This window comes from Mycobacterium sp. NGS61, assembly GCF_059812325.1.
Window position 1 is genome coordinate 21,860 of the sequence record NZ_JCALCL010000001.1, and the last position, 21,093, is coordinate 42,952.

21 protein-coding genes are annotated in these 21,093 nt (G+C 68.9%); 4 read left to right on the forward strand and 17 right to left on the reverse strand.

The genetic code is table 11. From position 1 onward, the window contains the following. Position 1: 1 nt before the first annotated feature. The 5 genes from AC5Y3Z_RS00100 to AC5Y3Z_RS00120 all read right to left on the reverse strand — a co-directional run bounded on the left by AC5Y3Z_RS00100 (position 2) and on the right by AC5Y3Z_RS00120 (position 5,809). Positions 2 to 1,318, reverse strand: coding sequence for a M16 family metallopeptidase (locus AC5Y3Z_RS00100; RefSeq protein ID WP_463827173.1), 1,317 nt, complete (start codon positions 1,316 to 1,318; stop codon positions 2 to 4). Continuing rightward, entirely contained in the window at positions 1,315 to 3,567 is a 2,253-nt protein-coding gene (locus tag AC5Y3Z_RS00105) for a polyribonucleotide nucleotidyltransferase (protein ID WP_473139931.1), read from the reverse strand. The genes AC5Y3Z_RS00100 and AC5Y3Z_RS00105 overlap by 4 nt, the downstream gene beginning before the upstream one ends. Before the next feature lie 313 nt (positions 3,568 to 3,880). Next, positions 3,881 to 4,369, reverse strand: coding sequence for an LppU family putative lipoprotein (gene lppU / locus AC5Y3Z_RS00110; protein WP_473139997.1), 489 nt, complete (start codon positions 4,367 to 4,369; stop codon positions 3,881 to 3,883). A 47-nt stretch (positions 4,370 to 4,416) separates the two neighbouring features. Then, positions 4,417 to 4,686: a 30S ribosomal protein S15 gene (gene rpsO / locus AC5Y3Z_RS00115; protein ID WP_065161293.1), complete on the reverse strand. Its 270-nt coding sequence runs from the start codon at positions 4,684 to 4,686 to the stop codon at positions 4,417 to 4,419. A 154-nt stretch (positions 4,687 to 4,840) separates the two neighbouring features. Further along, complete coding sequence (locus tag AC5Y3Z_RS00120) at positions 4,841 to 5,809, reverse strand: bifunctional riboflavin kinase/FAD synthetase (protein WP_463826955.1); 969 nt, start codon at positions 5,807 to 5,809, stop codon at positions 4,841 to 4,843. A gap of 83 nt (positions 5,810 to 5,892) precedes the next feature. On the opposite strand from AC5Y3Z_RS00120, the gene mntR reads away from it, so the two are divergent. Then, the gene (mntR, locus tag AC5Y3Z_RS00125; protein WP_463826956.1) at positions 5,893 to 6,582 is read left to right on the forward strand and encodes a manganese-binding transcriptional regulator MntR; all 690 of its coding nucleotides are present in this window, start codon (positions 5,893 to 5,895) and stop codon (positions 6,580 to 6,582) included. Between the two features lie 55 nt (positions 6,583 to 6,637). Here mntR and truB read toward each other — a convergent pair whose 3' ends face one another. From truB to pptH, 3 genes are read right to left on the reverse strand one after another with little or no spacing between them, the layout of a single operon-like run. Beyond that, on the reverse strand, positions 6,638 to 7,519 hold the full coding sequence (truB, locus tag AC5Y3Z_RS00130; RefSeq protein ID WP_473139932.1) for a tRNA pseudouridine(55) synthase TruB: 882 nt from the start codon (positions 7,517 to 7,519) through the stop codon (positions 6,638 to 6,640). Further along, positions 7,516 to 8,196 (reverse strand): 4'-phosphopantetheinyl transferase PptT, encoded by a 681-nt coding sequence (gene pptT / locus AC5Y3Z_RS00135; RefSeq protein ID WP_463826958.1) that lies wholly within the window; start codon positions 8,194 to 8,196, stop codon positions 7,516 to 7,518. The genes truB and pptT overlap by 4 nt, the downstream gene beginning before the upstream one ends. After that, positions 8,193 to 9,152: an ACP phosphodiesterase PptH gene (gene pptH / locus AC5Y3Z_RS00140; RefSeq protein ID WP_463826959.1), complete on the reverse strand. Its 960-nt coding sequence runs from the start codon at positions 9,150 to 9,152 to the stop codon at positions 8,193 to 8,195. The genes pptT and pptH overlap by 4 nt, the downstream gene beginning before the upstream one ends. A gap of 106 nt (positions 9,153 to 9,258) precedes the next feature. On the opposite strand from pptH, the gene AC5Y3Z_RS00145 reads away from it, so the two are divergent. Both AC5Y3Z_RS00145 and AC5Y3Z_RS00150 read left to right on the forward strand, forming a co-directional pair. Beyond that, a complete protein-coding gene (locus tag AC5Y3Z_RS00145) occupies positions 9,259 to 9,840 on the forward strand; it encodes a DUF3558 domain-containing protein (protein ID WP_463826960.1) in 582 nt (193 codons plus the stop codon). Between the two features lie 45 nt (positions 9,841 to 9,885). After that, the gene (locus AC5Y3Z_RS00150; protein WP_473139933.1) at positions 9,886 to 11,604 is read left to right on the forward strand and encodes a CocE/NonD family hydrolase; all 1,719 of its coding nucleotides are present in this window, start codon (positions 9,886 to 9,888) and stop codon (positions 11,602 to 11,604) included. Here AC5Y3Z_RS00150 and AC5Y3Z_RS00155 read toward each other — a convergent pair. Both AC5Y3Z_RS00155 and AC5Y3Z_RS00160 read right to left on the reverse strand, forming a co-directional pair. Beyond that, on the reverse strand, positions 11,563 to 12,105 hold the full coding sequence (locus AC5Y3Z_RS00155) for a DUF1802 family protein (RefSeq protein WP_473139934.1): 543 nt from the start codon (positions 12,103 to 12,105) through the stop codon (positions 11,563 to 11,565). The genes AC5Y3Z_RS00150 and AC5Y3Z_RS00155 overlap by 42 nt on opposite strands. Positions 12,106 to 12,121: 16 nt before the next feature. Continuing rightward, entirely contained in the window at positions 12,122 to 12,391 is a 270-nt protein-coding gene (locus tag AC5Y3Z_RS00160; RefSeq protein ID WP_463826963.1) for a DUF2277 domain-containing protein, read from the reverse strand. Positions 12,392 to 12,476: 85 nt separating this feature from the next. Between AC5Y3Z_RS00160 and AC5Y3Z_RS00165 the strand changes: the two genes are divergently transcribed. After that, positions 12,477 to 13,226 (forward strand): enoyl-CoA hydratase, encoded by a 750-nt coding sequence (locus AC5Y3Z_RS00165; RefSeq protein ID WP_463826964.1) that lies wholly within the window; start codon positions 12,477 to 12,479, stop codon positions 13,224 to 13,226. A 52-nt stretch (positions 13,227 to 13,278) separates the two neighbouring features. Here AC5Y3Z_RS00165 and AC5Y3Z_RS00170 read toward each other — a convergent pair whose 3' ends face one another. The 7 genes from AC5Y3Z_RS00170 to rimP all read right to left on the reverse strand — a co-directional run bounded on the left by AC5Y3Z_RS00170 (position 13,279) and on the right by rimP (position 21,006). Further along, positions 13,279 to 14,580, reverse strand: a complete 1,302-nt coding sequence (locus AC5Y3Z_RS00170; protein ID WP_463826965.1) for an MATE family efflux transporter — start codon at positions 14,578 to 14,580, stop codon at positions 13,279 to 13,281. Next, positions 14,573 to 15,598 (reverse strand): DHH family phosphoesterase, encoded by a 1,026-nt coding sequence (locus AC5Y3Z_RS00175; RefSeq protein ID WP_473139935.1) that lies wholly within the window; start codon positions 15,596 to 15,598, stop codon positions 14,573 to 14,575. Before AC5Y3Z_RS00175 ends, AC5Y3Z_RS00170 begins: the two co-directional genes overlap by 8 nt. Next, positions 15,561 to 16,100, reverse strand: a complete 540-nt coding sequence (gene rbfA, locus AC5Y3Z_RS00180; RefSeq protein WP_463826967.1) for a 30S ribosome-binding factor RbfA — start codon at positions 16,098 to 16,100, stop codon at positions 15,561 to 15,563. Before rbfA ends, AC5Y3Z_RS00175 begins: the two co-directional genes overlap by 38 nt. Before the next feature lie 47 nt (positions 16,101 to 16,147). Then, positions 16,148 to 18,952: a translation initiation factor IF-2 gene (infB, locus tag AC5Y3Z_RS00185; RefSeq protein ID WP_473139936.1), complete on the reverse strand. Its 2,805-nt coding sequence runs from the start codon at positions 18,950 to 18,952 to the stop codon at positions 16,148 to 16,150. A 75-nt stretch (positions 18,953 to 19,027) separates the two neighbouring features. Then, positions 19,028 to 19,378, reverse strand: coding sequence for a YlxR family protein (locus AC5Y3Z_RS00190; RefSeq protein WP_463826969.1), 351 nt, complete (start codon positions 19,376 to 19,378; stop codon positions 19,028 to 19,030). Positions 19,379 to 19,444: 66 nt separating this feature from the next. Further along, complete coding sequence (nusA, locus tag AC5Y3Z_RS00195; RefSeq protein WP_463826970.1) at positions 19,445 to 20,488, reverse strand: transcription termination factor NusA; 1,044 nt, start codon at positions 20,486 to 20,488, stop codon at positions 19,445 to 19,447. Beyond that, entirely contained in the window at positions 20,485 to 21,006 is a 522-nt protein-coding gene (gene rimP / locus AC5Y3Z_RS00200) for a ribosome maturation factor RimP (RefSeq protein ID WP_463826971.1), read from the reverse strand. The genes nusA and rimP overlap by 4 nt, the downstream gene beginning before the upstream one ends. Positions 21,007 to 21,093: the final 87 nt, after the last annotated feature.

Genomic DNA, 21,093 nt, shown 5'->3' on the forward strand with positions numbered 1-21,093 from the left:
GCTAACCTACCACCGCTCGAAGTTGTTGCGGCAGCGATCGTTTCGACTTATGCGGGCCGAGCACAGCCGCTCCGAACGGTTTGTTCAGCAGCCGCCGCGCCACCTCGTTGACTTCGTCAACGGTGACTTTGTCGATTTGCCGCAGCGTGTGCGCAATATTGCGGTGCGCGCCGTAATTCAGTTCGCTGCGGCCGATGCGACTCATCCGCGAGCCCGAATCCTCCAGCCCCAGGACCAGTCCACCGCGCATGGAACCCTTGGCGATCCGGCACTCCGCCTCGGTGATCCCATCCCGCGCAACAGATTCCAGCACCGCGGTAGTGACCTTCATGACATCGGCGAACCGTTCCGGCAGGCAGGCCGCATACACCGACAGCGCCCCGCTGTCGGCGAACAGGTCCAGCGCGGAATAGACCGAGTAGGCCAGCCCGCGGGCCTCGCGCACCTCCTGGAACAACCGCGAGCTCAGCCCGCCGCCCAGCGCGGTGTGCAACACCGACAGCGCCCAGCGGTGCTCCCACCCCCGGCCCGGCGTGCGCACACCCAGCGAGACGTGGGTCTGTTCGGCGTCGCGGCTGCCCAGCACCAGGCCGGGCCGGCCGCTCACCCGGCCGGCACCCCGGCGCGGCGCCACCGGCCCCCGGCCGCGCACCAGCCGTGGCCCGAAGTGCCGGCGCGCCAAGCCGACTACCTCGGCGTGGTCGACGTTGCCGGCCACCGCGATCACCATCCGCTCCGGGGTGTAACGCCGCAGATGGAACGAGTGCAACTGCGACCGGGTCATCGCCGACACCGATTGCGCGCTGCCGATCACCGGACGGCCCACCGGATGGTCACCGAACAATGCCGTCATGAACATGTCGGCCAGCGCGTCCTCGGGGTCGTCGTCGCGCATCGCGATCTCCTCGAGCACGACGTCGCGTTCCAGTTCGACGTCGTCGGCGGCGCACCGGCCGTTGAGTACCACGTCGGCGACCAGGTCGACCGCCAGCGTCAGGTCGGTGTCCAGCACATGGGCGTAATAGCAGGTGTGCTCTTTGGAGGTGAAGGCGTTGAGCTCACCGCCGACGGCATCCATCGCCTGCGCGATGTCCACCGCGGTGCGGGTCGGGGTGGACTTGAACAGTAGATGCTCCAGGAAGTGCGCGGCCCCGGCCACCGTGGCGCCCTCGTCGCGCGAGCCGACCCCGACCCAGACGCCGACGGAGGCGGACCGGACCGCGGGTAGATACTCGGTGACCACCCGCAGCCCGCCCGGCAAGGTGCTACGACGCACCCCCGGCGACCGTTCAGCGTTTCGTGCCACCCGCAGCGTCAGCTGCTGACCGGCGCGGCATCCGCCGGCGCAGCGTCAGCGGGTGCCGCGGCCGCGCCGTCCTCAGCGACCAGGACCAGCGAGATCTTGCCCCGCTTGTCGATGTCGGCGATCTCCACCCGCAGCTTGTCTCCGACGTTGACCACGTCCTCGACTTTCGCGATGCGCTTGCCCCGGCCCAGCTTGGAGATGTGCACCAGGCCGTCACGACCGGGCAGCAACGACACGAACGCACCGAAATCGGTGGTCTTGACCACGGTTCCGAGGAACCGCTCGCCCACGGTCGGCAGCTGCGGGTTGGCGATCGCGTTGATTCGGTCGATCGCGGCCTGCGCCGACGGGCCGTCGGTGGCGCCGACGAACACGGTGCCGTCGTCCTCGATGGAGATCTGCGCGCCGGTCTCCTCGGTGATCGCGTTGATGACCTTGCCTTTGGGCCCGATGACCTCGCCGATCTTGTCTACCGGCACCTTGATGGTGGTGACCCGGGGGGCGTACGGGCTCATCTCGTCGGGCCGGTCGATGGCTTCGGCCATGACCTCGAGGATCGTCACGCGGGCGTCTTTGGCCTGGGCCAAGGCGCCGGCGAGCACCTGGGACGGGATCCCGTCCAGCTTGGTGTCCAGCTGCAGTGCGGTGACGAAGTCCTTGGTGCCGGCGCACTTGAAGTCCATGTCGCCGAATGCGTCCTCGGCGCCCAGGATGTCGGTCAGCGTCACGAAGCGACGTTCGCCGTCGACGTCGTCGGAGACCAGGCCCATCGCGATGCCGGCCACCGGCGCCTTCAGCGGCACACCGGCGTTGAGCAGCGCCAGCGTCGACGCGCACACCGACCCCATCGAGGTCGACCCGTTGGAGCCGAGCGCTTCGGACACCTGACGGATCGCGTACGGGAACTCTTCGACACTGGGCAGCACCGGGATCAGCGCCCGCTCAGCCAGCGCGCCGTGCCCGATCTCGCGCCGCTTGGGCGACCCGACCCGGCCGGTCTCGCCGGTGGAGAACGGCGGGAAGTTGTAGTGGTGCATGTACCGCTTGGATGTCTCGGGTCCCAGCGAGTCGATCTGCTGGGCCATCTTGACCATGTCCAGGGTGGTCACGCCGAGGATCTGGGTCTCGCCCCGCTCGAACAGCGCACTGCCGTGTGCCCGCGGCACCACTGCGACCTCGGCGGACAGCGCGCGGATGTCGGTGACGCCGCGGCCGTCGATGCGGAAGTGGTCGGTCAGGATGCGCTGGCGGACCAGCTTCTTGGTCAGCGACCGGAACGCGGCGCTGACCTCTTTTTCCCGGCCTTCGTAGGTGCCGGCCAGCCGCTCGAGGACCTCGGCCTTGAGCTCGTCGGTGCGGGCGTCGCGCTCGGCCTTGCCGCCGATGGTCAGCGCCTTGGCCAGCTCGTCGGTGGCCACCGAGGACACCGAGTAGTACACGTCCTCCTCGTAAGCGGGGAACGTCGGGTACTCGCTGGTCGGCTTCGCGGCCGCGTCGGCGAGTTCCTGCTGCGCGGTGCACAGCGCGGCGATGAACGGCTTGGCCGCTTCCAGACCTTCGGCCACGATCGTCTCGGTCGGCGCCTGCGCGCCGCCTTCGACGAGCTCGATGACCTTCTCGGTGGCCTCGGCTTCCACCATCATGATCGCCACGTCTTTGTCGTCAGCTTCGCCGACTATGCGACCGGCGACCACCATGTCGAACACCGCCCGCTCGAGTAGCTCGACGGTCGGGAAGGCCACCCACTGGCCGTCGATGAGCGCCACCCGCACGCCGCCGATGGGGCCGGAGAACGGCAGCCCGCTGAGCTGGGTGGAGGCTGACGCGGCGTTGATCGCCACCACGTCGTACAGGTCGTTGGGGTCCAGGCTCAGGATGGTCACCACCACCTGGATCTCGTTGCGCAGCCCGTCGATGAACGACGGGCGCAGCGGCCGGTCGATGAGCCGGCAGGTCAGGATCGCGTCGGTGGACGGCCGGCCCTCACGCCGGAAGAACGAGCCGGGAATGCGGCCCGCAGCGTACATGCGCTCTTCGACGTCGACCGTCAACGGGAAGAAGTCAAAGTGCTCTTTGGGGTTCTTGCTGGCGGTGGTCGCCGACAGCAGCATGTTCTCGTCGTCGAGGTAGGCGACGACGGCGCCGGCGGCCTGCAGGGCCAACCTGCCGGTCTCGAAACGCACGGTGCGGGTGCCGAAGCTCCCGTTGTCGATGGTGGCGGTGGATTCGAACACGCCTTCTTCAATTTCAGTCGCAGACATACGTCAGTGCGGCCTCTCTGGTTATTCAGCTGTTTCGCGTCGTCACGCGGAATCCAGAGGGCGGTCACGAGCCCGGATGCGGCTACGGCCATCGATCGAAGCGGCCGACCTGTCCCAGATCCGGGGAGCCCGGCAGCCACTACCGAAGACCGCCCGATTCAGGCCGGGTCCCTCGAACTTGCAGTGACTCGCTGGAACGGCGCCCGCGGATATGCGTGAGCCGCACCAGGTTGCTCGGGCCGAACCGGCCCAGAACGCCCTCACTCTACACTGGCTAACTCCCCGGATCGGCGCAGACCCGAGGGCGCAACTTCTATTTCGGCACTCCGGCGGTGACATTTTCCACGCACACAGCGAAGCGCCGCTGCGCATAGGTGTAACCCAGGCCGCTGGCGCATTGGTCCACGCTGACCGGAGGGTCGAGATCGGTGAGGATCTGCGTAGCTCGCTGACGGTGCGGTGCAGCGCCGTCGTTGCAGTCGACCCGGAACGGGTCCGCGACGTGGTGCGGGTCCACACTCATGCATCCGCCGATCACCCAGTCGATGTCTAGACACAGAGTGTTGTCGGTGCCGCTGATCGCGTTGTGCGTCGTGTAGGACGAGTCGACGTCGGCGGGGCACTTCGCCCCTGCGGTGGCCAGCGCGGCGACTTTGAAGTTGGACTCGGGGCTGCCGCACGTAGCTCTGGCCGCCTGCGGTCGGTCGGCCGTGCCGCCGAGCTTGAGACAATCCCCCACTTTGATGTCGCCGAGACCGGGCCCGCTGGCCTGCCCCGCACACCCCGCTGATGCCGTCACCATCGAGACCAGGACCAACCCGGTGCTCGCGGCGCGCACGGCGCCACGGATCAGCGGCGCAGACCCAGCCGTTCGATCAGCGAACGGTAACGCTCCACGTCGACCTGGGTCAGGTACTTGACCAGCCGCTTGCGCCGACCCACCAGCAGCAGCAACCCGCGCCGCGAGTGGTGGTCGTGCTTGTGCACCTTCAGGTGTTCGGTCAGATCCGCGATCCGCTTGGTCAGCAGCGCGATCTGCGCCTCCGGCGACCCGGTGTCGGTCTCATGCAGACCGTAGGAATTCAGAATTTCTTTCTTCTGCTCGGCGGTAAGCGCCACGAAAACATCTCCATCAATAGGTCCGCGATCAGAGTCAACGGGCACGGCCACCGCGAACCGCAGCGCATGCCGTCGGGCAGTTTAACAGCGGCGGGCCGCCACCATGCAATCCTGCGGTCGCAGGCGCGGCGCAGCCGGGCGCGGCGGGCCGCCACTAGCTCAGCAGTTTGCGGGTGCGGTCGGTGTCATTGCCGATCTCGGCGACCAGATCTTCGGCCGAATCGAATTTCTGCTGACCGCGGATGCGGGTGACGAAATCCAATGCCACATGCTGCCCGTACAGGTCAGCCTTGGCGTCCAGGACGAATGCCTCGACGGTGCGGGTACGCCCGGAGAAGGTCGGATTGGTGCCGACCGACACTGCTGCCTGGTAGCGCTCACCGGGGACGACGGTGCCGGTGGCCGGTCCGTGCCCGAGCACGGTGAACCACGCCGCATATACGCCGTCGGCCGGGATCGCCGAGTGCATCGGCGGCGCCACATTGGCGGTGGGATATCCCAACTCGACCCCGCGCCCGTATCCGCGCACCACCACGCCCTCGACGCGGTGCGGACGCCCCAGCGCTTCGGTGGCCGCCGCCATGTCCCCGGCGTCCACGCAGGAGCGGATGTATGTCGACGAGAACGTCACGGTCTCGTTGCTGTGGTGCTCGGACAGCAGCGACATCGACTCCACCGCGAAGCCGAACCGCTCGCCGGCCCGGCGCAGCGTCTCCACGTTGCCGGCCGCCTTCTTGCCGAAGGTGAAGTTCTCCCCGACCACGACCTCCACCACGTGCAGGTTCTCCACCAGCAACTCGTGCACGTAACGCTCGGGGGTGAGCTTCATGAAGTCGGTGGTGAACGGCATCACCAGGAAGACGTCGATGCCCAGTTCCTCGACGAGTTCGGCGCGGCGGGTCAGCGTGGTCAGCTGGGCGGGGTGACTGCCGGGGTGCACGACTTCCATCGGATGCGGGTCGAACGTCATCAGCACCGAGGGCACCCCGCGCGCCCGGGAAGCCTTGACCGCGTGCGCAATCAACTCCGCATGTCCCCGATGCACGCCGTCGAAAACTCCGATGGTCAGCACGCATCGGCCCCAGTCTGTGGGGATCTCGTCCTGGCCACGCCACCGCTGCACGAGCGCAAGCCTAATCGTCCCGCTTAGCGTCCCGGCAATCTCGGGACAACCGTTTAGGCGTGCATTGCCTAAGATTCGTGTTTGTGAGGGCCGACGAAGAGCCTGGTGGACTCACCGCGGTTGCCCAGGACTATTTGAAAGTCATCTGGACAACTCAAGAGTGGTCTCGGGAAAAGGTGAGCACCAAGTTGCTCGCCGAGAAGCTCGGGGTGTCGGCCAGCACGGCTTCGGAGTCCATTCGAAAGCTCGCTGAGCAGGGCCTGGTCGACCACGCGAAGTACGGCGCGGTGACGCTGACCGAGTCCGGCCGCCGCGCGGCGCTGGCCATGGTGCGCCGGCACCGGCTACTGGAGACCTTCCTGGTCAACGAGCTCGGCTACGGCTGGGACGAGGTACACGACGAGGCCGAGGTACTCGAGCACGCGGTGTCGGACCGGTTGATGGCCCGCATCGACGCCAAGCTGGGCTTCCCCCAGCGCGATCCGCACGGCGATCCGATCCCGGCCACCGACGGGCAGGTCCCGACACCGCCGGCTCGGCAACTGTGGGCGTGCGGCGACGGCGACACCGGCACAGTGGCCCGGATTTCCGACGCCGACCCGGAGATGCTGCGATATTTCGACAGCGTGGGGATCAACCTGGACTCACGGCTGCGGGTGCTGACCCGCCGGGAGTTCGCCGGGATGGTCTCGGTGGCGGTCGAATCGGAGGACGGTGCGACGACGGTGGATCTGGGCAGTCCGGCCGCGTGCGCGATCTGGGTGGTGGCTTAGCCGCTGACCGGCGCTTTCGGCGCCGTACTTCCTCATCTGCGCACGGCCGGCTGCCTCACAGGGTCGCCGGGCGGAGCACCACTGCGGACCGGGTCCGCGAACCCTCGTCGCGCAGCAGCGCAATTACCCGCCCGTCGGCGTCGGTGGCCGCGTAGACACCGTCGATTCCGGCCGGCGCCAGGGCGCGGCCGTGGCTGGTGGCCACAGCCTCCTCGGCGGTGAGGTCGCGGCGCGGGAACATCAGCAGGCAGGCCTGGTCCAGGCTGAGACTCAGCCGCGGCCGCTCGGCCAGTTCCTCGAGCGACACGGCCTGGCTCAGGTCGAAGCGGCCGACGCGGGTGCGCCGCAACGACGTCAGATGACCACCGACGCCCAGCGCCTCACCCAGGTCGCGGGCCAGCGCGCGGATGTAGGTGCCCGACGAGCAGTCCACCTCAACGTCGAGATCCAGCAGGTCCACTCCGCGTCGGGTGGCCAGCACCTCGAAGCGGTCGATGCGCACCGGTCGGGCCTGCAGGTGCACCGCCTCCCCCGCGCGGGCCAATTGGTACGCCCGCCGGCCACCGATCTTGATCGCGCTGACCGCCGACGGTATCTGCTCGATGTCACCGCGCAGCGGGGCCAGCGCCGCCTCGATCGTCTCATCGGTGAGGTGCGAAGCCGGAACCGATTGCAGCAGTTCACCTTCGGCGTCCTCAGTGGAGGTGGTCTGCCCGAGCCGGATGGTCGCGGCATACGACTTGGAGGTCATGGTCAACAGGCCCAGAATTTTGGTGGCCCGCTCGATTCCGAGCACCAGCACGCCGGTGGCCATCGGATCCAGCGTGCCGGCATGACCCACCCGGCGGGTGCCGAAGATCCGCCGGCACCGGCCCACCACGTCGTGGCTCGTCATGCCTTCCGGTTTGTCGACGATCGCCAGACCGGCCTCGCTCATAACACGATCGCGGTCAGCACCAAGCCATTTGCCACCGACCAGCGTCCGGCCAGCGTCGTCAGCGGTGGGCCCGACAGCGCGGCCGGGTCGATCAAAATGCGGGAGACGAACCGCCCGCTGGACTCGGTGTCCGCCGAGAAGGTGATGTGCGCGTCTTCGAACCCCAGCCACCGCTTGGTCAGCGGGAACCACGCCTTGTACGTTGCCTCCTTGGCGCAGAACAGGATTCGATCCCAGTGCAGCGCGGACGGCAGCGCCAGCGGCAGCTCGGTGCGTTCGGCGGGCAGGCTGATCGCGTCCAGCACACCATTGGGCAGCACGTCGTGGGGTTCGGCGTCGATGCCCACCGAACGCACCGCCTCGCTGCGGCCGACGACGGCGCCGCGGTATCCGGTGCAGTGTGTCAGGCTGCCGACCACACCGTCGGGCCAGCAGGGTTCGCCCTTGTCGCCCTTGAGGATTGGCACCGGCGCTACCCCGAGTTCGTCGAGCGCGATCCGCGCGCAGTGCCGCACGGTGATGAATTCGTTGCGCCGCTTGGCCACCGACTTGGCGATCAGCGGCTCCTCCTCGGGCAACGGCACCAGCCCGGGCGGGTCGGAATACAACTCGGCGTAACCCATGTCGTCGACCAGGGTGCCGGGCAACAACGTCGACACCAGTGTGCGCGCCGTCACCGGTTTTGCCGTTGCCGCAACTTTTCCCGGAACTGGGTGGCCTGCGCCTTCATTTCCGGAGTGATGACGAAGTGGCCGCCGAAGTCGTTCAGGTACCCCGGCGCGTACTGCGGGTCCGGCAGCACCTGACGCAGCCAGCTGTAGGGCTTGCGGCGCCGCCACTCCCGCGGGTAGCCGACCGACACCTCTTCGAAGCGCACATCGTCATACCAGGTCGTCCGCGGAATGTGCAGGTGCCCGTACACCGAACACACCGCGTTGTAGCGGGTGTGCCAGTCCGCAGTCTTGGTGGTGCCGCACCACAGCGAGAACTCCGGGTAGAACAGCGCGTCGCAGGGGTTGCGCACCAGCGGGAAATGGTTCACCAGCACGGTCGGCTGCATCCAGTCCAGCTGTTCGAGGCGGGCCCGGGTCTTGGCGACCCGGTCGCGACACCACGCGTCGCGGGTGGCGTACGGCTCGGACGACAGCAGGAATTCGTCGGTGCACACCACGTTGCGCTCTTTGGCGATGGCCATGCCCTCGGCTTTGGTGGCGGCTCCGGCCGGCAGGAAGCTGTAGTCGTAGAGCAGGAACATCGGCACGATGGTGGCCGGGCCGCCCCGCTCGGTCCAGACCGGGAAGGGGTGCTCGGGGGTGACGACACCCATCTCGTCGCACATATTGACCAGGTAGTCGTAGCGGTCGCGCCCGAAGATCTGCATCGGATCGCGGTTGGTGGTCCACAACTCGTGGTTGCCGGGCACCCAGATGACCTTCGCGAAGCGGCGGCGCAGCAAGTCCAGCGCCCAGCGGATTTCGTCGGTGCGTTCGGCGACGTCGCCACAGACGATCAGCCAGTCATCCGGCGACGACGGATGCAGCGACTCGGTGACCGGCTTGTTGCCCAGATGCCCGGTGTGCAGGTCCGAGACAGCCCACAGCGTCGGCTGTCCGGTCGATTCGTGTCCTGCCACGATTAACCAGCCTAGCGACCCGCGGTCGGTGTGCTCGTTTCCCTGTGACCGCGCAGAGGCTACTTGTACACTCCCGGCAAGGGTGCTGCCGAGAGCAGGGGGTGTCGTGTTCGCCAAAATGCGTCTGGCTGCAGCGTTCGGTGCGCTGGTCACAGCGGTCACGGTGGGGGTGGCCGGCTGGCAGGACGGCCCCCCGCCGACCCATCGTGGCAAAGTCGAACTGCGGTCCACCGCCGCGCCGATGGAAACCACGATGAAGAGCCCGATCGTGGCCACCACCGATCCGAGCCCGTTCGACCCGTGCACCGACATCCCGCTGGAGGCGGTGCAGCGGCTGGGCCTGGCGTTCACCCCGCCCGAACCGCAGGAAGGGTTGCGCTGCCAGTTCGACGCGGGCAACTACCAGCTGGCCGTGGAGCCGATCGTCTGGCGCACCTACGCCCAGACCCTGCCGCCGGACGCCATCGAAACCACGATCCAGGGTCACCGCGCCGCGCAGTACTGGGTGCTCAAACCCACCTACCACAACAGCTTTTGGTACATCTCGTGCATGGTGACGTTCAAGACCAGCTACGGGGTGATCCAGCAGTCGCTGTTCTACTCCACGGTCTACTCCGAGCCCGACGTCGACTGCCCGTCGACCAACCTGCAGCGCGCCAACGAACTCGCGCCGATGTACAAGTTCTAGTCCCGGGTTGCGCGGTGCGCGCCCGGCCTTCCCTAGGCTTGGCACGTGAGCACCACATCGATCCCGCACGACGAGCCGAAGCTACGCACCCGCGCCACCGGAGCCGGCGGCCGAGCGGCTTTGGGCGCACTCGGCCTGGCTCTGCGGCTGCCCCGGGCAAGGACCCGCTACACCGTCACCCGGGTGAGCATCCCGATGCGCGACGGCGTCGAACTGGTGGGCGACCACTACGCGCCCGCAACGGCCAAGCCGGCCGGCACCCTGCTGGCCCGCGGCCCGTACGGACGTAAGTTCCCGTTCTCCCTTGCCTTCGCCCGGTTGTACGCTGCCCGCGGCTACCACGTCGTGTTGCAGAGCGTGCGGGGAACCTTCGGCTCCACCGGTGACTTCGAGCCGATGGTCCACGAAGCCGCCGACGGCCAGGACACGGTGCAATGGCTGCGTCAACAGCCGTGGTTCACCGGCCGCTTCGCCACCGTGGGCCTGTCCTACCTCGGCTTCACCCAGTGGGCGCTGTTGCAGGACCCGCCGCCGGAGCTGGCCGCGGCGGTGATCACGGTGGGGCCGCACGACTTCCGCGACTCGGTGTGGGGCACCGGCACATTCGCCGTCAACGACTTCCTGGGCTGGAGTGATCTGGTCGCCCGCCAGGAGGATCCGGGACGCCTCCGGACCGGCCTTCGCCAGCTGCGGGCACCGCGCAAAGTGGCCCGCACGGTCCGCGAGGTGCCGCTGGGGCCGGCCGCGCGGACCCTGCTCGGCGCCGGCGCGCCGTGGTTCGAATCCTGGGTCGAACACACCGACGCGCACGACCCGTTCTGGGACCGGCTGCGCTTCCCTGACGCACTGGACCGCGTCGAAGTACCGGTGCTGCTGCTGAGCGGGTGGCAGGACATCTTCCTGCGCCAGACCCTGCAGCAGTACCGGCACCTGCGCGACCGCGGGGTGAACGTCGCGCTGACCGTCGGGCCGTGGACCCACACCCAGATGCTGGTCCAGGGGCTGCCGACCTGCGCGCGCGAAACCCTGGACTGGCTGGACACCTATCTGGGCGGCGCGCCGGCCCTGGACCGTCCCAGCCCGGTGCACATCTACGAGGCCGGCGTGGGGTGGCGTCACCTGCCCGACTGGCCACCGGCCACCAGCGAACACGCGCTGTACCTGCAGCCCTATGGACACCTGGGCGACACTCCGCCGACCACCAAGACGCGACCGGCGAATTTCCACTACGACCCGGCCGACCCGACCCCCACCACCGGTGGTCCACTGCTGTCACCGAAGGGCGGCTACCGCGACGACACCCATCTGGCGACGCGCGACGACGTGCTGAGCTTCACCGGCGCCGCGCTCCCCCACGACCTGCACGTCTACGGCCAACCCGTCATCGAACTGGAGCACAGCGCCGACAACCCCAACGTCGACCTGTTCGTGCGGGTCAGCAAGGTCAACGCCAAGGGCAGGTCCCAGAATGTCAGCGACGGCTACCGGCGCCTGGCCACCGACGAGCCCGGCACCCGACGGGTCACCATCGAACTCGACGCGATCGCGCACCGCTTCGAGGCCGGTTCCCGGATCCGGGTGCTGATCACCGGCAGCTGGTTTCCGCGTTACGCGCGCAACCTCGGTACTGACGAGCCGGTGCTGACCGGGCGCCAGATCCGCCCGGCGACGCACTCGGTGCACTTCGGGGAATCCCGGCTGTTGTTGCCGGTGCAGGCAGACTCATCCGACCGCGCGCCGGACCCGGGCCCCGATCCCGGCTAGCGTCCCGTCGTCGTGCACCGGCGCCGCCAGCGCAGGCTCGACCGGCAGCGGCACCCAACTGGTGCATCCCGCATAGTCGGGGGTACGGGTCGGCTGGACCGGCTCGACCAGCGGCATCGCCTGGACGACCAGCACCGCCAGCTTGTGTTTGGGCCGGAAGTCCAGCCGGTCCGCTTGCACCGACTCGGCGGTCCAGATGTGCAGATCCTCGATCTCGGCGAGCCCCTCCGGGCGGTTGACCGGCAGCGCGGCAACCACTTTCGCGGCGGCCCGCACCGTGACCTGCTGCTCGGTGCTGTCGGCGGCCGCCAGTGCGAGCAGGCTTTGATGTTCAGCCCGGACACGTTCGGCGTGGCTGTGCGCGACCGTCGGGAACAGCAGAAACTCCCGGGCGGCGACCTCGAACCGTTTCTCCCTTATGCCGCCTTTGCGCAGCAGGATGGTCTGGCGCCCGTCGAGCAGCGCGTGCACCGCCGCGCTCCACTCCTTGAGCGCGTACATCTTTCAGCGTTCTCCGCTACTGCGATCTGGCGAGCCGGGCCAGAACTTCGGGGCGGCGCAGGGGCGGCACCGTCTTGGGCGGCTGCCGTCGAGGTGCCAGCGCTTCGAGCAACCGGGTGGTGGTGGCGGTGACCTCGGCGACGGCGGCCTCGAAGGCGTCTTCGTTGACAGCGGACGGGTGCGTGATGCCGCTGACCTTGCGCACGTACTGACGTGACGCGGCCGCGATCTCTTCGGCGGTAGCCGGTGGTTCCAGCCCACGCAGCTCGGTGATATTCCGACACATGGTGTCCACGATAGGTGCGGCGCTACCAGACCGCGATCGGCCGCGGGTGCCGATCGCCACCCCGTGGGTGACTACGGTGAACCTTATGACCGACGACATCCTGCTGATCGACACCGACGAGCGGGTACGCACCCTGACCCTGAACCGGCCGCAGTCCCGCAACGCGCTGTCCGCGGCGCTGCGCGACCAATTCTTCGGCGCCCTGGCCGATTCCGAGTCCGACGACGGCGTCGACGTCGTGATCGTCACCGGCACCGACCCGGTGTTCTGCGCCGGACTGGACCTCAAGGAGCTGGGCGGGCAGACCGCGTTGCCCGACATCTCGCCGCGCTGGCCGGCGCTGACCAAACCCGTCATCGGCGCCATCAACGGCGCCGCGGTCACCGGCGGACTCGAGCTGGCGCTGTACTGCGACATCCTGATCGCCTCCGAGCAGGCGCGGTTCGCCGACACGCACGCCCGGGTGGGTCTGCTGCCCACCTGGGGTTTGAGCGTGCGACTGCCGCAGAAAGTGGGGGTGGGCCTGGCCCGACGGATGAGCATGACCGGGGATTACCTGTCGGCGGCCGACGCGCTGCGCGCCGGGCTGGTCACCGAAGTGGTGCCGCACGACAAGTTGCTGGCGACCGCGCGCGGCGTCGCGGCGTCCATCGTCGGCAACAACCAGGACGCGGTGCGCGCCCTGCTGGCGTCCTACCACCACATCGACGACGCGCAGCTCGGCGGCGGGCTGTGGCTGGAAGCGGCCGCGGCTCGGCAGTTCCGGCCCAGCGGCGACGACATCGCCGCCAACCGGGAAGCGGTGCTGCAGCGCGGACGTTCGCAGGTGCGCTGATCGCGTCACCCGCACCCCCCGGATACGCCCGGTCACGATGCCGTCCGAGCCGTCAGGCCGTGCCGGTCACTACCCAGCGTCCCGACAGCGTGCGCCAGCCGCCGAACACCAGCCGCAGCACCATGAAGGTGCTCAACCCTGACCAGATACCGGTCAACCCCCAGCCGTAGGCCAGCGACAACCAGATCAGCGGCAGGAATCCCAGCAGCGCACTGAGCACCGTCGCGGTGCGCATGAACGCGGCGTCCCCGGCGCCCAGCAACACTCCGTCCAGTGCGAAAACGATTCCGGCGACCGGTAATTGGGCCACCAGAAACCACCACGGCACTCCGATCGCCGCCAGCACCGAGCTGTCGTCGGTGAACAGGTCCGGCAGCATCGCGGATCCCGCCGCGAAGAAACCGGCCAACAGTGCGGAGGCGAGCAGCGAGAACAACGTCACCCGCCACGCGACCCACCGCGCGTGCGCCGCATCACCGGCTCCCAGCGCGGCGCCGACCAGGGCCTGCGCGGCGATCGCGAGCGAATCAAGCACCAGAGCCAGAAAGGTCCAGAGCTGCAACACGATCTGGTGGGCCCCCAGCGCGGCGGCGCCGAACCGGGCGGCCACCGCGGCCGCCGAGACGAAACACACCTGGAACGCCAGGCTGCGCAGGATCAGGTCACGTCCGAGCACCACCTGGGCGCGCAGCGCGGCACCATCGACCTGCAGCGGCACCCGCTCGGCGAGCAGCGCACGGCCGAACAGCAACGCCGCCAGCCACTGCCCGGTCACGTTCGCCACCGCCGACCCGGTCAACCCCAACCGGGGCAGACCCAACCAGCCGTAGACCAGCAGCGGGCACAGCAGCGCCGACACCGAGAATCCGGCGACCACAAAACGCAGCGGACGTCCGGTGTCCTGCACGCCGCGCAGCCAGCCGTTGCCGGCCAGCGAGACCAGGATCGCCGGCACCCCCAGGATCGCGATCCGCAACCAGGGCAACGCCGCAGCGGCGATCTCGCCACCCGCGGCGATCGCCGACACCACCGGCACCGCCGCGGCCTGCACCACGACGACGATCGCCGCGCCCAAACCCAGGCCGAGCCAGGTCGCCTGCACCCCTTCGCGGACCGCGGCGCCACGATCGGCGGCGCCGAAGTAGCGGGCCGCGCGGGCCGTGGTGCCGTAGGACAGAAACGTCAGCTGAGTGCTGACCAGACCCAACACCAGACTGCCGATCGCCAGTCCGGCCAGCGGCACCGCCCCCAGCCGACCGACCACCGCGGTGTCGAACAACAGATACAGCGGTTCGGCGGCCAGCACGCCCAACGCGGGCAGAGCCAGCCGGGTGATCTGGCGAAACTCAGCCAAGCGCCGCGCACAACGACGCCACGACGTCCTCGATGGCGCCGGCCGTCGAATAGCCGGCCGCCAGCCGGTGACCGCCACCGCCGAAACCGGATGCGACCGTAGCCAGGTCCACCTCGGTCTTGGCGCGCATCGACACCGACCACTGCTGCGGGACGACCTCCTTGAACACCGCCGCCACCTCGGCCTGCTGCGTGGTGCGCACGATGTCGACCACGCTCTCGACCTCCTCGGGACGGGATCCCGACCAATCCCGGTGATCGACGACGGCATAGACCAGTCCGCGACCGCCCGCCGCCTCCGGCACCAGCTGGGCCGACCCCAGCACCCGCGACAGCATCGGCAACCACGCGAACGGATGTGTGTCCATCAGTGCCCGGCTGACCGCGGCGTTGTCCACACCGATCTCGACCAGCCGCGCGGCCAGCCGCAGGGCGCGGGCACTGGCCCAGCGAAACGACCCGGTGTCGGTGGTCAACCCGGCGTAGATGCAGTGCGCCACACCTTGGTCGATCGGTTTGCCCCACGCGTCGAGGACCTCGGCGATCATCATCGTCGTCGAATCGGCCGACTCGTCGACGAAATTCGCGGTGCCGAACAGACCGTTGGACGCGTGGTGGTCGATAACCAGCAGTTGCCGGCCGGGGGCAGCCAGATCCCGCAACGCGCCAAGCCGGTGCATGCTGGGCACGTCGACGGTCACCACCAGATCGACGTCGCGGCGCAACTCTTCCGGCGTGACCAGCAGGTGACAGCCGGGCAGCGACCGCAGCGACTCCGGCAGTTGTGCCGGCGTGGCGAAGCTGACCTGCACCTTCTTACCGCTTTGGTCGAGCACCGCGGCGAGCGCGAGTCCGGCGCCGATGGTGTCGGCGTCGGGGTGAACATGGCAGATCACCGCGACCGAGTCGGCCGCCGACAGCAGTTCGGCGGCGCCGACTGCGTCGACGCGCGCCCCGGGAAGGCGCGGCATACCGGTCAGCTCAGTCTTCGGATCGATCGTGCGGTCGGTTGTCGTCATCGGCGTCTCCCCCGCGAACGGGCGGTACCCCCAAAGCTCCGAGTCCCCCTGAGGCCGCCGGTTCGGCCGTCGACCCACTCTCACGGTACGGGTCGGCCTCGCCGGCGGGTTTCGCGCCCACCCTGACCCGCGCCAGATCCGCATCCGCCGCGCGGGCGCGGGCCAGCAACTCCTCCATCCGCTTGACGGCGTCGGAGGTGGTGTCGCGCTCGAACGTCAGGGTGGGGGTGAACCGCACCCCGGTGCCGGCGCCCACCTTGGTCCGCAACACACCCCGGGCCCGGTCCAGCGCCGCCGCCGCGCCGGGGTAGTCCGGCTCGTCATCGAGGGTGGGGCCCATCACGGTGTAGTAGACCGTCGCATCGTGCAGGTCGGCGGTCACCTTCGTGTCAACGATGGTGATGCCGGCCAGCCCCGGATCTTTGATCTCGTATTCGATCGCCGAGGCGACGATCGTGTTGATCCGCTTGGCCAATCGGCGCGCCCGGGCCGGGTCGGCCATATCACTTCACCGCCTTCTTCTCATCGCTTCGCACTGCCTTGTCGTGGTCAGGCGCGTTCCTTCTGGACCAGCTCGAAGGACTCGATGATGTCGCCTTCCTTGATGTCCGAATAGCCCAGTGTCAGACCGCACTCGAAGCCCTCGCGGACCTCGGTCACGTCGTCCTTCTCCCGGCGCAGCGAATTGATCGAAAGGTTCTCGGTGACCACGATGTTGTCCCGCAGCAACCGCGCCTTGGCGTTGCGGCGCACCACACCCGAGGTGATCATGCAGCCGGCGATGATGCCGACCTTGGAGGACCGGAAGATCGCCCGGATCTCGGCCTGACCCAGCTGGTTTTCCTCGTAGATCGGCTTGAGCATGCCGCGCAGGGCCTTCTCGATCTCGTCGATCGCCTGGTAGATCACCGAGTAGTAGCGGATCTCCACGCCCTCGCGGTTGGCCAGCTCGGTCGCCTTGCCCTCGGCCCGCACGTTGAAGCCGATGATGATCGCATCCGAGGCCGACGCCAGGTTGACGTTGGTCTCGGTGATGCCACCGACGCCGCGGTCGATGACGCGCAGCGCCACCTCGTCGTCCACCTCGATACCCATCAGGGCCTCTTCCAGCGCCTCGACGGTACCGGCGTTGTCGCCCTTGAGGATCAGGTTCAGCTGGCTGGTTTCCTTCAGCGCCGAATCCAGGTCCTCCAGGCTGATCCGCTTGCGACTGCGCGCTGCCAGCGCGTTGCGCTTGCGAGCGCTGCGCCGGTCGGCGATCTGGCGGGCGATGCGGTCCTCGTCGACCACCAACAGGTTGTCGCCGGCGCCGGGCACCGACGTGAAACCGATCACCTGCACCGGACGCGACGGCAACGCCTCGTGCACATCCTCGCCGTGTTCGTCGACCATGCGTCGGACGCGGCCGTAGGCGTCGCCGGCGACGATCGAGTCGCCGACCCGCAGGGTGCCGCGCTGAATCAGCACGGTGGCCACCGGACCGCGACCGCGGTCCAGGTGCGCCTCGATGGCCACACCCTGGGCTTCCATGTCGGGGTTGGCCCGCAGGTCCAACGCGGCATCGGCGGTCAGCAGCACCGCCTCTTCGAGTGCCGCGATGTTGGTGCCCTGCTTGGCGGAGATGTCGACGAACATGGTGTCGCCACCGAAGTCTTCTGCCACCAGACCGTACTCAGTGAGCTGCGACCGGATCCTGGTCGGATCGGCGCCCTCCTTGTCGATCTTGTTGACCGCCACCACGATCGGCACGTCGGCGGCCTGGGCGTGGTTGATCGCCTCCACGGTCTGCGGCATCACACCGTCGTCGGCCGCGACCACCAGGATGGCGATGTCGGTGGCCTTGGCGCCGCGGGCACGCATGGCGGTGAACGCCTCGTGACCCGGGGTGTCGATGAAGGTGATCAGCCGCTCGCTGCCCTCGAATTCGACGGCAACCTGGTAGGCACCGATGTGCTGGGTGATGCCACCGGCCTCGCCCTCGCGGACGCTGGCGTTACGGATGGTGTCCAGCAGTCGGGTCTTACCGTGGTCGACGTGACCCATGACGGTCACCACCGGCGGCCGGGTCTGCAGGTCGTCCTCGTCGCCTTGGTCCTCGCCGTAGGTCAGGTCGAAGGACTCCAGCAGCTCACGGTCCTCGTCCTCGGGGCTGACCACCTGGACCACGTAGTTCATCTCGCTGCCCAGCAGCTCGAGGGTCTCGTCGCCCACCGACTGGGTGGCCGTCACCATCTCGCCGAGGTTGAACAGCGCCTGCACCAGCGCGGCCGGGTTGGCGTTGATCTTGTCGGCGAAGTCGCTCAGCGACGCCCCGCGGGCCAGCCGGATGGTCTCGCCGTTGCCGTGCGGCAACCGCACGCCGCCGACGACCGGCGCCTGCATGTTCTCGTACTCGGCGCGTTTGGCCCGTTTGGACTTGCGTCCCCGCCGCGGCGCGCCGCCGGGCCGGCCGAACGCACCTGCAGCACCGCCGCGCTGGCCGGGCCGGCCACCGCCGCCACCGGGACCGCCACCGCCGGGCCGGCCGCGGAAACCGCCGGGACCGCCGCCGCCGGGTGCGGCACCGACGCCGCCACCGCCGCGGTAGTTACCGCCGCCGCCTTCGCGTCCGCCACCGGCACCGCCGGGCCGGGCACCGCCGGGCCGGGGCGCGCCGGTGCGCGGCGGACGGGGACCGCCCGCGGCACCGCCGGGACGCGGCGGCATGCTGCTCGGCGAAGCGCCGCCGGGGCGTGGTGCACCCGGCCGGGGTGCGCCGGGCCGCGGAGCCTGCGGGTGCGGCCGCGGGATGGGCCGGTCGACGGGCTGCGCCGACGAGAACGGGTTGTTGCCGACGCGCGGGGTGCGGACCCCGGGCTTGGGCGCCGGGCCCGGACGCGGTCCGGGCGTTGCACCCGGCTGGGGTGCCTGCGGGCCGGGCTGGCCCGGGGCGGGTGTGGGTGCCGGAGGCCCGGGCGTCGGCCGTGCCGGCGCAGCAGGAGTGGGCGTGCTGGCGGCCGGTGCGGCCGGGGTGGGCGGAGCTGCGGGTGGCGCCGGGCGCCCAGGCGCTGCGGGTTTGGCAGGCGCGGGGACCGCGGCACCGTTGCCGACCGCCTTGTCGAGTGCTTGATCAAGGGCCGCATCGGGCGCCTTGGCTGCCACCTTCTCGGGGGCGCTGGGCGAGCTTGCCGGGGCCTTCTGGCCGGCGGGTTTGCTGCCGCCGAAGGACTCGCGCAACCGCCGGGCTACCGGCGCTTCCACGGTCGAGGATGCGGATTTGACGAATTCGCCCTGTTCGTTCAGTCGGGCGAGGACTTCCTTGCTGGTGACACCGAGTTCCTTGGCTAACTCGTGTACGCGGGCCTTACCTGCCACTACATCTCCTGTCTAAGAGGCGACAGTGCTGGGCCGCGCCTCGGGTATTAGCTATGACACATGGTCATCGGGACTTCACGGTGTGCTCATGTTCTTCGCTACCTGTTCTGTTACGGGTGGACTCACGTGCTCGACCACCGCGGATGTTTCCGGCGAACCGGTGATGCGCAACGCTCTGGTGAAAGCCCGCCGCCGAATCGCTTGGTGTAGGCACTGCGGAACGGGATGCAGCCACGCACCCCGCCCCGGCAGGCGTCCGGCCGGATCAACGATCACGGCGTAGCCGCCGTTCCCATCCGACCGAGCCACCACTCGAAGCAGTTCGCCGGCCAACTCTCGCTTCCGGCACCCGACACATGTCCGCACCGGTCCGCTGGGGTTATCCGGGCTTCCGTGCGCCGAGACCGAAGGCTCGCGCTGGATCACGGTTTAGTTTAGCGTCACCGGACCGGTGCCCTGAACCACCCGGCGGGCCCGGTGTACTGCGGCGGGCTAATGGTCCTGCGGCACTCCGTGGGCGGCGCCCTGCTCGGGTTGGTTGCCGGGCTGGGCCGGCGCGTCGCCCCGGATGTCGATGCGCCAACCGGTGAGCCTGGCCGCCAGCCGTGCGTTCTGGCCCTCCTTGCCGATGGCCAACGACAACTGGAAGTCGGGCACCACCACGCGGGCTGCGCGGGCGGTCGCGTCGATCACCGAAACGGAGACCACCTTCGCCGGCGACAGCGCGTTGGCCACGAACCGGGCCGGGTCCTCGTCGTAGTCGATGATGTCGATCTTCTCCCCGGACAGCTCGCTCATCACGTTGCGGACCCGCTGGCCCATCGGGCCGATGCACGCGCCCTTGGCGTTCAGCCCCGCCACGTTGGACTTGACCGCGATCTTGGAGCGGTGGCCGGCCTCCCGGGCTACCGCCACGATCTCCACCGACCCGTCGGCGATCTCGGGCACTTCCAGCGAGAAGAGTTTGCGCACCAGGTTGGGATGGGTGCGCGACAGGGTGATCACCGGTTCGCGGGCACCGCGACTGACCCCGACGACGTAACAGCGCACCCGGTTGCCGTGTTCGTAGGTCTCGCCGGGCACCTGTTCGGCGGCGGGGATCACGCCCTCGGAGGCTTTGGTTTCGGTGCCCATGCGCACCACGATCAGCCCGCGGGCGTTGGCCCGGCTGTCGCGCTGAATCACCCCGGCGACGATCTCGCCTTCGCGGGTGGAGAACTCACCGAACGTGCGCTCGTTCTCGGCGTCGCGGAAACGCTGCAGCATCACTTGACGCGCCGTGGTGGCGGCGATGCGCCCGAAACCCTCCGGGGTGTCGTCCCACTCGCCGATCAGGTTGCCCTCGTCGTCGGTCTCGTGGGCCATCACCTTGACCACACCGGTCTTGCGGTCGATCTCGATGTGGGCGTCATTCTGGTGCCCCTGGGTGTGCCGGTAGGCGGTGAGCAGCGCGGACTTGATCGTGTCGAGCAGTTCGTTGACCGAGATGCCCCGGTCCACCTCGATCGCGTGCAGCGCGGCCATATCGATGTTCATGCTCCGGCCTCCGTCCCGTGGGCCAACTCCAACTCTGCCGGTGCCGGCGGCGAAAACTCAACCTGCACAACAGCTTTGGTGATCTCGCTGAGCGGGATCTCGCGCACGGCCAGGTCGCGGCCGGTTCGGACCACCAGCGCGACCGTGTCGCCGCTGGTCTGGCCCACGCGGCCGGTCAACTGCGAGCCGTCGGCCAGCGCCAGCTCCACTTTGCGTCCGCGTGCGCGCCGGAAATGCTTGTCGCTGGTCAACGGACGGTCCACCCCCGGAGAACTGACCTCCAGGACGTAGGGCGCGCCCTGACCACCGTCGGCGCCGTCCAGCAGCGTCGACGCCACGCGGGACAGCTGTTCGATCGTGTCCAGATCCAGGGCGGTGTCGCCGTCGGCGACCACGGTGATTCGCGGCGGGCGGGTGCGGCTGTCGATGAGCACGTCATCGATCTCGTAGCCGGCGCGCGCGAACTCGTCACTGAGTAGCTCGATCACCTGCGTCTGCGAAGGTAGCTCGGTGGTCACGGCGAGCTCCTCATCTTGAGTTGTCCAAGCCAGCTATCCACGATACGCCAGGAACCGGCAATGACGCCCTGATCGCGTCGTCCGGGT

Coding starts and splice junctions, on each gene's coding strand:
- AC5Y3Z_RS00105 (WP_473139931.1), bottom strand. CDS start 3,567: ATGTCTGCGACTGAAATTGAAGAAGGCGTGTTCGAATCCACCGCCACC.
- lppU (WP_473139997.1), bottom strand. CDS start 4,369: ATGGTGACGGCATCAGCGGGGTGTGCGGGGCAGGCCAGCGGGCCCGGT.
- truB (WP_473139932.1), bottom strand. CDS start 7,519: ATGAGCGAGGCCGGTCTGGCGATCGTCGACAAACCGGAAGGCATGACG.
- AC5Y3Z_RS00155 (WP_473139934.1), bottom strand. CDS start 12,105: ATGTACGCGCTCAAGGAGTGGAGCGCGGCGGTGCACGCGCTGCTCGAC.
- AC5Y3Z_RS00160 (WP_463826963.1), bottom strand. CDS start 12,391: ATGTGTCGGAATATCACCGAGCTGCGTGGGCTGGAACCACCGGCTACC.
- AC5Y3Z_RS00165 (WP_463826964.1), top strand. CDS start 12,477: ATGACCGACGACATCCTGCTGATCGACACCGACGAGCGGGTACGCACC.
- AC5Y3Z_RS00175 (WP_473139935.1), bottom strand. CDS start 15,598: ATGACGACAACCGACCGCACGATCGATCCGAAGACTGAGCTGACCGGT.
- rbfA (WP_463826967.1), bottom strand. CDS start 16,100: ATGGCCGACCCGGCCCGGGCGCGCCGATTGGCCAAGCGGATCAACACG.
- nusA (WP_463826970.1), bottom strand. CDS start 20,488: ATGAACATCGATATGGCCGCGCTGCACGCGATCGAGGTGGACCGGGGC.